This is a genomic window from Streptomyces sp. bgisy100 (assembly GCF_057709105.1).
In genome coordinates this window covers 54221-66629 of sequence record NZ_JBYITE010000008.1, presented here as the reverse complement: position 1 = coordinate 66629, position 12409 = coordinate 54221, and the positions used below count along the sequence as shown (strand labels likewise).

General features: G+C 68.7%; 9 protein-coding genes. 4 read left to right on the top strand and 5 right to left on the bottom strand.

The window, feature by feature from the left end; genetic code table 11:
• The first annotated feature begins 11 nt into the window (after nt 1-11).
• Nucleotides 12-1649 carry an ABC-F family ATP-binding cassette domain-containing protein gene (locus AC3EQ1_RS07870; RefSeq protein ID WP_432093566.1) on the top strand — a complete coding sequence of 546 codons (1638 nt, stop codon included), beginning with the start codon at nt 12-14 and terminating at the stop codon, nt 1647-1649.
• Nucleotides 1650-1942: 293 nt separating this feature from the next.
• Here the strand turns inward: AC3EQ1_RS07870 and AC3EQ1_RS07865 are convergent, their stop codons facing one another.
• Both AC3EQ1_RS07865 and AC3EQ1_RS07860 read right to left on the bottom strand, forming a co-directional pair.
• The gene (locus AC3EQ1_RS07865) at nt 1943-3112 is read right to left on the bottom strand and encodes a serine/threonine-protein kinase (RefSeq protein WP_432093565.1); all 1170 of its coding nucleotides are present in this window, start codon (nt 3110-3112) and stop codon (nt 1943-1945) included.
• A 42-nt stretch (nt 3113-3154) separates the two neighbouring features.
• Nucleotides 3155-4984, bottom strand: a complete 1830-nt coding sequence (locus AC3EQ1_RS07860; RefSeq protein WP_432093564.1) for a hypothetical protein — start codon at nt 4982-4984, stop codon at nt 3155-3157.
• A 77-nt stretch (nt 4985-5061) separates the two neighbouring features.
• On the opposite strand from AC3EQ1_RS07860, the gene AC3EQ1_RS07855 reads away from it, so the two are divergent.
• From AC3EQ1_RS07855 to AC3EQ1_RS07845, 3 genes are all read left to right on the top strand, one after another.
• Nucleotides 5062-5853: an SAVMC3_10250 family protein gene (locus tag AC3EQ1_RS07855; RefSeq protein ID WP_432093563.1), complete on the top strand. Its 792-nt coding sequence runs from the start codon at nt 5062-5064 to the stop codon at nt 5851-5853.
• A gap of 626 nt (nt 5854-6479) precedes the next feature.
• Complete coding sequence (locus tag AC3EQ1_RS07850) at nt 6480-7028, top strand: DUF6023 family protein (RefSeq protein WP_432093562.1); 549 nt, start codon at nt 6480-6482, stop codon at nt 7026-7028.
• A 367-nt stretch (nt 7029-7395) separates the two neighbouring features.
• Complete coding sequence (locus tag AC3EQ1_RS07845) at nt 7396-8370, top strand: GNAT family N-acetyltransferase (protein WP_432093561.1); 975 nt, start codon at nt 7396-7398, stop codon at nt 8368-8370.
• A 158-nt stretch (nt 8371-8528) separates the two neighbouring features.
• On the opposite strand, the gene AC3EQ1_RS07840 is transcribed toward AC3EQ1_RS07845, so the two are convergent.
• From AC3EQ1_RS07840 to AC3EQ1_RS07830, 3 genes are all read right to left on the bottom strand, one after another.
• Entirely contained in the window at nt 8529-10985 is a 2457-nt protein-coding gene (locus AC3EQ1_RS07840; protein ID WP_432093560.1) for a Tex family protein, read from the bottom strand.
• Nucleotides 10986-11176: 191 nt separating this feature from the next.
• Nucleotides 11177-11308, bottom strand: coding sequence for an LPFR motif small protein (locus tag AC3EQ1_RS07835; protein ID WP_351514305.1), 132 nt, complete (start codon nt 11306-11308; stop codon nt 11177-11179).
• Between the two features lie 131 nt (nt 11309-11439).
• Nucleotides 11440-12306, bottom strand: coding sequence for an SCO6745 family protein (locus AC3EQ1_RS07830; RefSeq protein WP_432093559.1), 867 nt, complete (start codon nt 12304-12306; stop codon nt 11440-11442).
• Nucleotides 12307-12409: the final 103 nt, after the last annotated feature.

The window sequence follows — 12409 nt, the reverse complement described above, 5'->3', positions numbered from 1 at the left end:
ATCGACGCCTGATGACTGCCACGCTTGTCGCCAAGGACCTCGCCGCCGGCCACGGGGAGCGCTCCCTGTTCACCGGCCTCGATCTGGTCGTCGCCCCCGGTGATGTGATCGGCCTCGTCGGGGTCAACGGCGCCGGCAAGTCGACCCTGCTGCGCCTGCTCGCCGGGCTCGACACCCCCGAGCACGGCAGCCTGCGGCTCAGCCCGCCGACCGCCGCCGTCGGCCATCTGCCCCAGGAGCCCGAGCGCCGGCCCGGCGAGACCGTACGGGACTTCCTCGCCCGGCGCACCGGGGTCGCCGCCGCGCAGCGCGCTCTCGACGCCGCGACCCAGGCCCTGATGGACGGCGCGCCCGGCTCCGACGACGCGTACGCCGAGGGCCTGGACCGCTGGCTCGGCCTCGGCGGGGCCGACCTGGAGGAGCGCACCGAGGAGGTCATGGCGCAGCTGAACCTCACCATCGGCCCGGACCAGGCGATGACCTCCCTCTCCGGCGGCCAGGCCGCCCGCGCGGGTCTGGCGTCGCTGCTGCTCAGCCGGTACGACGTCTTCCTGCTGGACGAGCCCACCAACGATCTGGACCTGGACGGCCTGGAACGGCTGGAGGCCTTCGTCACCGGCCTCCGCGCGGGCACCGTCGTCGTCAGCCACGACCGCGAGTTCCTCACCCGCACGGTGACGGACGTGCTCGAACTCGACCTGGCCCAGCAGCAGGTGAACCTCTACGGCGGTGGCTACGCGGCCTACCTGGAGGAACGCGAGATCGCCCGACAGCACGCCCGCCAGGAGTACGAGGAGTACGCCGGCAACCGCGCCTCGCTGGAGGCCCGCGCCCGGATGCAGCGCGGCTGGATGGACAAGGGCGTCAAGAACGCCCGGCGCAAGGCCGGGGACAACGACAAGATCGGCCGCAAGTTCCGCTCCGAGGCGAGCGAGAAGCAGGCCGCGAAGGCCCGCCAGACCCAGCGCATGATCGAACGGCTCGACGTCGTCGAGGAGCCGCGCAAGGAGTGGGAGCTGCGGATGGAGATCGCCGCGGCGCCCCGGGCGGGCGCGGTGGTGGCGACCCTGGACGGGGCGGTGGCGCACCGCGGTCCGTTCGCGCTCGGCCCGGTCGACCTGCAGATCGACTGGGCGGACCGGGTGGCGATCACGGGGGCCAACGGTTCCGGCAAGTCCACCCTCCTCGCCGCCCTGCTCGGCCGGCTGCCGCTCGACGCGGGCCGGGCCGCCCTCGGACCCGGCGTCGTGGTGGGCGAAGTGGACCAGGCGCGGGCGCTGTTCCTCGCGGACACCCCGCTGCTGGAGGCGTTCGGCGCGGCGGTGCCGGACATGGAGCCCGCGGACGTCCGCACCCTGCTGGCCAAGTTCGGGCTCAAGGCCGCCCATGTGCTCCGCCCGGCGTCGACGCTCTCCCCGGGCGAGCGCACCCGCGCCGGCCTGGCGCTGCTCCAGGGGCGCGGCGTCAACCTGCTGGTGCTGGACGAGCCCACGAACCACCTGGACCTGCCCGCCATCGAGCAGCTGGAGTCCGCTCTCGCCGGCTACGAGGGCACGCTGCTGCTGGTGACCCACGACCGCAGGATGCTCGACGCGGTGCACACCACGCGCCGGCTGGATGTTGTGAACGGCAAGGTCACCGAGGTCTGACACACCGTCGCCGCGGACCGGCGCCGGGCCACCGCATCCGAACCCCCCGTCCCGCACAGGCGGCTCCTGACGGAACAGAATGGGACCTTGACCTCAACTACATTTGAGGTCCTAGCTTTGCGATCACGACGGCTGGAAGGCACCCCGCAGAACGGCGCCACCACGCGCCACTAGCGGCCGATCGCCCTGGCCTTCCCATCGCCCTTGTCCTCCACAAGCGCGGCATCAAGCCCCAGGTCGCTTCTGCCGGGAGTGGCAACTCAGAGCTGGGCATGCCCTCAGACCCGAGCTGGTCACTCGGCACCCGATCTCGCGATCCACCGGGCCACACCTTCGAAGGCGTTGAGTACCCGCGTGTCATACGGTCCGAAGAGGTCCTGACAGTCACGGCCGAGGCGGTTGTACAGGGCTGCCGCCCCTCGTGTGTCACCCGACTGGCCGGTAAGTTCTGCATGCTCAATGCGCGTTTCGATCACGGGCTGGCCGTACGGCCCGAACCGGAGCTGCAATTCGAATATGCGGCGATCCAATGCCTGAATACGCTCCGAATGGCTAGTGCTGCTCCCCATGGCGTCAGGCGCGTGTGCCCGCCCCATCGCAACGGCTACGTCCTCAGCGCCTAGGGAATGCTGGATGTCGCTCATCACCACGGCAACCGCTTCGGCGTTTCGCGGGCGATCTCCCGGATCCTTGGCTAGGAGAATTCGGACGATGAGGTCTAGTTGATCGGGCACGCCTGGGCGGTGGGCGCTGGGTGGCGCCGGCGAGTTGTCCTGGTGCATTCTGCCCACGGCCATTGGGTCGTCCTGAGGGCTGCCGAAGGGAGGGCGCCCCGTCAGCATCTCGTACAGGACGCAGCCTACGGAGTACAGGTCGCTGCGCACGCTGCCCGAACTGCCGACCCATCTCTCGGGCGCCTTGTACAGCGCGGTGCCCACACCTGTCTGGGACTGGGTGACGTCGGCGAAAGACGCGAGTCCGAAGTCCACGATCTTCACCTCGCCCTCGTTCGTGATCATGATGTTGTCGGGCTTGATGTCATGGTGGAGCACCTCGCGTGAGTGCGCGGCGTCCAGGCCCTCGCAGATCTCCCGTGTCCATCGCACGGTTTGCTCCAGCGTGAGAGTGGGCCCTTCCTTCAAAAGGCTGGCGAGCGATCTGCCCTGGATGTACTCCATGACGATGTAGAGCTCACCCTCGTGTTCACCCGTGTCGTAGATCTGAGCAACGTGGGCGTGGCTGACCCGCGCCATGGCAACGCCCTCCCGCCCGAACCTTTTCACCGTCCAATCAGTGAACGCCGTAGCGGCACCCTGCTGGCGGAGGCGTCGTCTTGCGAGGAACTTGAGGGCCACGGTGCGGCCGAGTCTGATGTCCTCGGCCGGCCAGACGTCCCCCATAGCACCGCTGACCGGGCCGTCCTTCACCTTGAAATGGCCGCCGATCAGCTTGGAGGTGTCCATCTGGTTCCTTCCGATCCCTGGCCGGATCCCCACGTCAGACGATCAGCCCCGCTTATGGCTCTCTCCCCATCGAGTGAGGAGATCCAACTGTTCCACCGCATCGTGCCAATCCTCGAGAACGTTCTCGCACTGGCGGAGTGCCTTGTCCATCGTCGCGACAGCCTCGTGGCGCAATCGGTCTCCCTGATCACGCACGCGCCTCTTGCGGAACGGTACGCTCCCGAACTCCCACCCCGCCCAAGTGAACAGGCCGATCGTGAGCAGCGCGAAGAGCCACCGTGCCGCGCCGTCGACGAACGGCACCACCAGCGCCAGGGTGAAGGTGCCGATCACCAAGGCGGCGATCATGCGTGGCCATCTGCGAACTACAGCGTCCGACCGGACCTGAGTCTGCCGCTCAATGTGCGTGGCGAGTTCATTGACAAGCCGGCGCGGCTGCACCGTCAACCGCGGGTCCGTCGGAACGGAGCAGTCCCAGTCTGCGACGCTCAACGTGATGTGATGCGGAAGGCGATCTCGGGAGGCGGTGACTAGGCGCTGTGCAGCCTCCTCAAGATCCGGCCAGATGGCTTGCAGGGCCATGCGGCGAGCTGGCTGGCCGAGCCGCACTTCGTCCGGCTCGAAGACAGCCTGATCGAGGAGCGTCATGAGTGCGACCGGGGCGGCGTCCGGGGCGACTGATGATTCGCGTGCCCTGTCGGCTGTCACAAGGTCTCCGCCATGTTCGATGACACGCTCAAGTCGCCGCATCTTCTCGCGCATGTCTGCTTCGTCCGGCTCAAGTTGGTCGATGAGGCGTTCGAGGGCACTCTCCACATGGCCGCCGATACCGACCGGCGTGTCGGTTCCGTCGGCTCCGTCGAACCCATCCGGGAACATGCGTTCCAAATGGGTCAAGGCCCTGTCAGGCACGGTCGATAGTTCCCAACCGCCGCGGAGCGCCTCCCACTGGTCTCCGCATGTCTTGCGAAGTGCTGCGTACCGATTCTCGGGAAGGCGACCGCGGAGGTTCAGCAGCCGGGACTCCAGTTGGGTGCCACCGCGCCTGTGGGTTGAGAGGGGCGAATCGCCTCGGTTCCATCGCGCCATGGCCTGCTGGGTGTATCCAAGCGCCTCCTCTCCCAACTCTCTGCCGGCGATCGCGTCCAGAACGACCAAAAAGTCCTGGCCCAGTTCATCGGGGTCGAGTGACTGAAGGTAGAGGTCCATCCATGCAGCGGCTTCAGTCTCATCTCCGAGGCGAGAACACGTCAACGAGAAGAAAAGGTTCGCCTTTGCGGCGTCCAAGGCGCAGGCGTGCGCCCGAGCGCGCTCACCCTGCTCCTCCTCATGGCGGAACTTGGCTGCGACTGCCATGGTGGCAGGGGCAAGCCAGTACGTCGGTTCGAGGAGCAGCCGCTCCTCGGAGCATGCCCGAACGGTGGCTGTGTTCACAACGTTTCTGTAGACGGCCTGTGCGGTGAGGGTATGCACTAGGCCGCGGGCCAGGGCGCGGGCCTGCTTGCGTTGTGCGAAGCTCGCGTGCCACTCGGTAGTCAGCCGCGACAGTTCAGCTTGAGCGTTGGAGACTTCTCTGTCGCGTCCGTACTGTTCGATGAAGGTGTCGAGCGTCTGACGCGTGTTGACGACTGCGCTCTCCAGTCCTGCGATCTCTTGTCGCACATCGCTAACCTCGCTGCTGAGCCTCACGACGTTCGTTTCCACGTCATGCAGCCCGTCCCTGAAGCCGTCTAGCTTCTCCTCGTGACGCCCTTGCCCCTCCTCTACGCCCTCGATCCGCTCACTGAGTCGCTGAAGGGTCAAGTCCAGATCAAGTCCGTCGTCCATGACATCCCCCGGTGTCATCACCACCTGCGGTGCGTGCCTGCTCATTGTCGACTCCACCTGGATGCCTGGCGGGTAACTGGCTTGTTTTGATCCAGAATTGAGCTGTTTCAGCCACTGTCAGTATGGGGTGGCAGTATGGCGTGGCACGTGACCAGACCGACCGAACGGGAGCGCAGGTGCGTGAGATCGTCTATCTGTCGGAAAGTAAACTGCGGCAGTTCGTGCCTGAGCCACGGCGTGTCCCGCGAGCGGGTGCTCTCCGTGTGACCACGCCGTTGGGCGGCATCGACATGGACGCGCCGACGGCAAACGCGGAGCAAGGGCAATTACGGCACCTTCGCGATGTATCCAAGCACGTTGAGCTTATCGCGGATTGGTACGCGAAACCTGACCTGCGCCCTGGTCAGTGGGTGCAGTTCGAAGCGCCACTTCGTTGCGTGACGCTCGGTGGCGCTCACCAAGATCTTGTACTGTTCGTAGACCCTGCAGGTCGAGGGAGAGCAGACTCCATGCCGGACGACGGCTGTCGTTTGCTCATGCATGGGTCGGTCCGTCATCTCAGGGGCTGGGCACCAATGGCAGTAGACGGTCCCGCGCTGGAAATGGAGGACTCGGCCTTCAGCCTGGGAACTGCATTCGTCACCAGGGTCGGGCAGGTTGTGGAGGCGCTCACCAAACACCGCGACCCGCTGCAATCGGAGCAGACTCCATCCCGGGAAGCAGTGCGCCTACACGGCCAGGGCGTGCAGGAGCTGCTAGATGTGTTGGACGATGAGGACGACAGCATCAACATGTCCGCGATGATGACTGGGTACGCGCGTGTCACTGGGCTTCTTCCGGGTGCCCGTGCTGCCTCTCGGTGTGTAGTGGCGAGCCCCCTCGTCGTAGAGTACGTGGCAGCTGACTCTCCGTAGGTCCCATGTGATTCCACCGCGACTTCGCGTGCTGCCAGCGATGCGACTGCTGGACCACCGGTCCCGGCCGGTTTCCGCGCACGCCTTGGCGAGCTTCTTGACCTGGCCGCGCTGAGCCGCACCGACTGCTCGGGTGTCCCCTCCTCGTACAGCTTCGGGGGTCGCCGGTGGTCACCCACGCTTGCCCAAAGCGGGCTTGCTGGAGGCAGCCCGTTCCGGGCCTCCTTTGCCGAGTAGAACGTGCCTGGGCCGTGCCCTACGGCATGGGCACTCAGGTGATGGTCCACGCCGCCGATGCCCTCGTGCACCGGGGCTGCTCGATAGAGGCACGGACGGCTGGCTGACCCTCACGGAACAGGGCCGAGAGGGCCTGGCAACGGCGAAGGAAACACATGAGCCGGGTGCGCGGAGCTCCTCGGCGACATCACGGAGGAGGAGTACGCGACTGCGGTCTCCGTGCTCCAGCGCCACCGACAACCTCGCCCAGGGGCGGTTGTCAAGGTGCTGGTCACAGCCATTCGTTGGGGTTACGTGATCACATGAGCCAAGAACGGAACGAGTGCCGACCGCTGCGCCAAGAAGAAGCTGGGGTCCGGCACCGCGAAGCTTCCCACCAAGGAGGTCGGATGGCGCTAATGGGAAACCCGGGCATGATTCACGACCTATGGCTCACACGCCGTGGTGCCACCCTCCTCGTCCCAATCCTGTCCGCTGCTTTCATCGTTGGATGCAGTAGCGACTCCGAGGACAGGGGCAAGCTGTCAATGGATCCCGAACCGAGCGCTTCACCGTCTCAGACGAGTGACCGGACGAAGGCTCTGGAAAGAAAGGCAGAAGAGGCGCTGGGGATTGGGGAGGCGGATGACACCGGCGACCTGTTCGTGGAGTCGGGGTTGGAGCGTGCAAGCGACGGCATCCACACCTACTCGGTCCTTTCGAATGGCAAGGCCTACACGCTGTCAGTCGTCTGCTCGGGAGCAGGACAGGTCCGCCTCGCCGTGACGGTGAAACGCCCAGCGAAGCAGACCGTGGCGTGCGACAACGTCCCAGTCCGCCTACGTATTTCGGATGCCCCGGAACAGATCAAGATTGACGTCGAAGGCCTTGCCGGATCATCCGGGATCGTCGGTTGGCGGATCGATGAACTACCGACCTCCAAAAGCGTGGCGTCGTAGGGCTGACGTCTCGTGATCTCTGCGGTATTCCGACTGCATGAGGTGTGTGCAGGGGGCCGCCGACCCCGATGGCTTGATCACTGCCGTCCGACGCGGGCCTCCGCCGGCTCCAGTACCGCCACGGCGTCCTCGACGGCTGCCTCACCGGCACCGGTCTCAGACGCCGGCCACCATGACGACATCACGCATTGAAGGTCAAGTAGCCATGGCGGGCTCCAACAGTTCGCTGGGCGAGCTTGTCGACGGCGGTGACAACCACGGCGGGGCAAGGCGGCCGCTCGATCCTTGAGGCACCGCCGGACCTGTCGCTTCGCCCGTGGCGCCCGTCCGTGGTGCGATGGAACCGGGGGCGGAAAGGAGAGCGACCATGCCCGCAGCGAAGCGAACGAGTGCCGCCGCCTCGGTGTCGGTCCGCCCGCTGGTCGAGCCGGACCTGGACCGGGCCGACGAGATCTTCAGGGTCGCCTTCGGGACCTTCCTCGGGGCTCCTGAGCCGGAGACGTTCTTCGGGACCGCCGACTATGTCCGCACCCGCTGGGCGGCAGATCCACACGCGGCCTTCGCAGCGACCGTCGAGGGCGAGGTCGTCGGATCGAACTTCGCCGCCGACTGGGGCAGCGTCGGGTTCTTCGGCCCGCTGACCGTACGTCCGGATCTGTGGGACCAGGGCGTCGGCAGGCGCCTCATGGAACCGGTCATGGCCTGCTTCGACACCTGGGAGAACCGCCACCTCGGCCTGTTCACCTTCTCGCACAGTCCCAAGCACCTCGAGCTCTACCGCCGGTACGGTTTCTGGCCCCGATTCCTTACAGCCATCATGAGGAAACAGGTCGCCGTCAGTGCCGAAGTCCCCGGCCGAGTGCTCTACAGCGAGCTGACCGCCGCTGAGCGGCCGGACGCACTGAGCCTCAGTCGCGCACTGACGGGGGCCGTGTACGAGGGCCTGAGCTTGGAGCGCGAGATCATGGCCACACAGGCGCAGGGACTCGGCGACACCATCCTCCTCGAAGGCGCCGGCTCCGGCCTCGACGGTCTGGCCGTCTGCCACTGCGGAGCGGGGTCGGAGGCCGGTGAGGACGTGTGCTTCGTCAAATTCGGCGCCGTACGCCCTGGTCCGGACGCTGCGGACCGGTTCGAACGACTGCTGAATGCGTGCGAGCGGCTGGCCACCGAGAGGGGAATGGGGCAACTGGACGCCGGAATGAACCTGGCCCGCCAGGATGCCTACCGGCACATGGTCGACCGCGGTTTCCGTACCTGGCTGCAAGGCGTGACCATGCACAGGCCCAACGAACCCGGATACAGCCACCCCGATGCCTACGTGATCGACGACTGGCGCTGAGTCCACCGCCGTGCTCGGCTACGGGGAAGACCCGATGACACGGCCGACCGAGCCATTCCGGCGTTCCGTCAGGAGCCGGAGCAGGAGCCGACGCGGCCAGGGCTGCTGGAGGGGGACCGGCGGCCGAACACCACCGCCGGTCCCCGTCGTTCACCCGTTCAGCGCTTCTTCGGGTCCAGCAGCCCGGCCCGTCGCAGCGCGTCCGCCATGGCGCCGTTGGCGGGGGCCGCGTCCCGGCCGCCGTTCCCGCCGCGCCCCTGACGCTGCTGCGGAGCCCGGCGGCCCTGGCCGCCCCGGCCGCGCTCGCCGCCCCGGCCCTGACCCTGACCGCCCTGCCCCTGACCGCCCTGACCCTGACCACCGCGGCCCTGACCCTGACCACCGCGGCCACGCTCGCCCCGGGCGCCGCCCGAGCGGCCGCCACCGCCCTCGCCGGACGCGGCCTCGTCGTCCAGCCGCAGGGTCAGCGAGATGCGCTTGCGCGGGATGTCCACGTCCATGACCTTCACCCGCACGATGTCGCCGGGCTTGACCACGTCCCGCGGGTCGTTCACGAACGACGTGGACATCGCCGAGACGTGCACCAGCCCGTCCTGGTGGACGCCGACGTCCACGAACGCGCCGAACGCCGCCACATTGGTGACCACGCCCTCCAGGATCATCCCGGCGGCGAGGTCGCCGAGCTTCTCCACGCCGTCCTTGAAGGACGCGGTCTTGAAGGCGGGCCGCGGGTCGCGCCCCGGCTTCTCCAGCTCCTTCAGGATGTCGGTGACGGTGGGCAGACCGAAGGAGTCGTCCACGAACTCCTGGGGCCGCAGCCCGCGCAGCACCGCCGTGTTGCCGATCAGCGAGGCGACGTCCGCACCCGCGGAGGACACCATGCGCCGCACCACCGGGTACGCCTCGGGGTGCACGCTGGAGGCGTCCAGCGGGTCGTCCCCGGCGGGGATGCGGAGGAAGCCGGCGCACTGCTCGTACGCCTTCGGGCCCAGCCGCGACACGTCCTTGAGCGCCTTGCGGGTGCGGAACGGGCCGTTGGCGTCGCGGTGCGCCACGATGTTCTCCGCCAGGCCCGCGCCGATGCCCGAGACCCGGCCGAGCAGCGGTGCGGACGCGGTGTTGACGTCGACGCCGACGCCGTTCACACAGTCCTCCACCACCGCGTCCAGCGAGCGGGAGAGCTTCACCTCGGACAGATCGTGCTGGTACTGGCCGACACCGATCGACTTGGGGTCGATCTTCACCAGTTCGGCCAGCGGGTCCTGGAGCCGGCGGGCGATCGACACCGCGCCGCGCAGCGACACATCGAGCTCCGGCAGCTCCTGGGAGGCGAACGCGGACGCCGAGTACACCGACGCCCCGGCCTCCGAGACCATCACCTTGGTGAGCTTCAACTCCGGCTGCCGCGCGATGAGATCGGCCGCCAGCTTGTCGGTCTCGCGGGAGGCGGTGCCGTTGCCGATGGCGATCAGCTCCACCGAGTGCTCCCGGGCGAGCCGCGCCAGCTTGGCGAGGGACTCGTCCCACTTCTGCTGCGGCACGTGCGGGTAGATGGTGTCGGTGGCGGCGACCTTGCCGGTCGCGTCGACCACGGCCACCTTCACCCCGGTGCGGAAGCCCGGGTCCAGGCCCATCGTCGCGCGGGTGCCCGCGGGTGCCGCCAGCAGCAGATCCCGCAGGTTCGCCGCGAAGACCCGGACGGCCTCGTCCTCGGCGGCCTGCCGCAGCCGCAGCCGCAGGTCGATGCCCAGGTGCACCAGGACGCGGGTGCGCCAGGCCCAGCGGACGGTGTCCGCGAGCCAGCCGTCCGCCGGCCGCCCCCGGTCCACGATGCCGAAGCGGTGCGCGATGGCCTGCTCGTACGAGGTGGGGCCGGCGCGCTCGGTGGGCTCCTCCGGCTCCAGGACGAGGTCGAGGACCTCCTCCTTCTCGCCGCGGAACATCGCCAGCACCCGGTGCGAGGGGAGCTGGGTGAACGGCTCGGCGAAGTCGAAGTAGTCGGCGAACTTGGCGCCCGCCTCCTCCTTGCCCTCGCGGACCGTGGCGGCCACCCGCCCCTTCGTCCACATCCGTTCCCGCAGCTCGCCGATGAGGTCGGCGTCCTCACCGAACCGCTCGGTGAGGATGGCGCGGGCACCGTCCAGGGCCGCGGAGGCGTCCGCAACCCCCTTGTCGGCGTCCACGAACGCCGCTGCCGCCGCCTGCGGTTCGACGGACGGGTCCGTCAGCAGGCCGTCGGCCAGCGGTTCGAGCCCCGCCTCCCGGGCGATCTGCGCCTTGGTGCGGCGCTTGGGCTTGTAGGGGAGGTAGATGTCCTCCAGGCGGGCCTTGGAGTCCGCGGCCCGGATCTGCGCCTCCAGCGCCTCGTCGAGCTTGCCCTGGCTGCGGACCGACTCGATGATCGCCGTGCGGCGCTCCTCCAGCTCCCGCAGATAGCGCAGCCGCTCCTCCAGCGAGCGCAACTGCGCGTCGTCCAGCATCTCGGTCGCTTCCTTGCGGTAGCGCGCGATGAAGGGGACGGTCGACCCGCCGTCGAGCAGCTCGACGGCTGCCTTCACCTGTCGCTCCCGTACGCCGAGCTCCTCGGCGATCCTGCTCTCGATCGACGTCGTCACGATCCCGTTCCGCCTTGTCGTTGCGCTGGTCTCTGCATTGTGGCAGGTGACGCCGGTGAGCGGCCTCCGGGACGCGGCGGGACTCCGGGGTGTGCCCGGGGAGCCCGCCCCGCCGGACGGGATCGGACGTTCCGGCCGGACGGCGCCGGCCCTCCGCCGACCTGCTCTCCGTCGGCCGGCGGAGCCTCCCGTCAGACGCGGCGGGACCGGGCGGAGTCGGACACTCCGCCGAAGAGCCGGGCGACGGCACGGAAGGGCAGGGTCACCACGGCGGCGAGGGTGCTGCCGATGGCACGGAGTACGTCTGCGATGGCACGGAACACGGTTCCTCCAGGAGTGCGTCACGGTCGGTGTCGTGTCCCGGCGCGTTGCCCTGCACGGCGCCCGCAAACATCCGCCACCCCTCCGGTTCCGCTTCCGGTTCCCCTCGGCCCCGGCGCGTGCCCGCGGGCGGTCAGCCCTCGCCGAAGAGGTCCTTCGGGAAGGCGCCGGCGGCGAGCGCGGCGCTGATCAGGCCGCCCGCGAGTTCGGTGAGCCGGGCGACGCCGGCCGCGCCGAGGTGCTCGTACGGCGCCAGGTCCAGCCGGTCGGTGTCCCGCTCCAGTTGCTTGCGCAGACCGGTGCCCTCCTCGGTCAACCCGCCCTGCGCGTCGAGCAGTCCGCGCGTCCGCAGCCGCTCCTCGGCGGCGGCCCAGTCCTCCTTCGTCCAGCCGCGGGTGAACATCAGCCAGGAGGGCGACATGCTGTGGCCGCTCGCGGCGTGGCTGACGACCGCCTCCAGCGCGTCCAGCCCGGCCGCCGCCAGCAGCGCCACATGCCCGTCGCCGCGGTGTTCGCGCAGCAGGGTCGCCGCGTGCCAGAGCGCCAGGTGCGGCTCCTCGGGCACGGGCAGGTCGGCGTGGGCCGCGTAGAGCGGCCGGGCGGGACGGACGCAGCCCTCGGTGGCGCGCACCGCCAGCTCCGCGGCCTCCGCCATCTCGGGCGAGGCGACGGTGTCCTCGCCCAGCAGCCGGCGCAGCATCGAGTCGACGGCGCGCAGCCGGGCCGCGAGGACCTGCTCCGGCGAGACGGTCTCCCATACCTGCGGCAGGTGCTGAGCGATGATCTCGTGCCGGAAGTTGTAGAACGTCGCGGTCACCACGGACGCGCCCACCGGCCCCAGCGCCGCGGACCGGGACGCGAAATAGACGGCCGACGGGTCGTCCAGCCCGATGGCGGCCATCTCCTCCTTGTGCTCGGGGGAGAAGTACACGGCCGAGTGCAGCGGGTTGAGGGCGTTGTGACAGTGGCGGCCGGCGCGCGGCGGCAGAGTCGTCGTCATGCCCGCACGCTACCCACAGGTAGGTGGCGCCGGAAGAGGCGGTCCCCATGGCAGAAAAGGTGGGAAATTCGTCGTTGCCGACGCGCGGGGGCGGTCGCAGGAT

What these genes read in the sequence shown, in the direction of transcription:
- AC3EQ1_RS07870 (WP_432093566.1), top strand. Translation starts at nt 12, where the DNA reads ATGACTGCCACGCTTGTCGCCAAGGACCTCGCCGCCGGCCACGGGGAG.
- AC3EQ1_RS07865 (WP_432093565.1), bottom strand. Translation starts at nt 3,112, where the DNA reads ATGGACACCTCCAAGCTGATCGGCGGCCATTTCAAGGTGAAGGACGGC.
- AC3EQ1_RS07860 (WP_432093564.1), bottom strand. Translation starts at nt 4,984, where the DNA reads ATGAGCAGGCACGCACCGCAGGTGGTGATGACACCGGGGGATGTCATG.
- AC3EQ1_RS07855 (WP_432093563.1), top strand. Translation starts at nt 5,062, where the DNA reads ATGGGGTGGCAGTATGGCGTGGCACGTGACCAGACCGACCGAACGGGA.
- AC3EQ1_RS07850 (WP_432093562.1), top strand. Translation starts at nt 6,480, where the DNA reads ATGGCGCTAATGGGAAACCCGGGCATGATTCACGACCTATGGCTCACA.
- AC3EQ1_RS07845 (WP_432093561.1), top strand. Translation starts at nt 7,396, where the DNA reads ATGCCCGCAGCGAAGCGAACGAGTGCCGCCGCCTCGGTGTCGGTCCGC.
- AC3EQ1_RS07830 (WP_432093559.1), bottom strand. Translation starts at nt 12,306, where the DNA reads ATGACGACGACTCTGCCGCCGCGCGCCGGCCGCCACTGTCACAACGCC.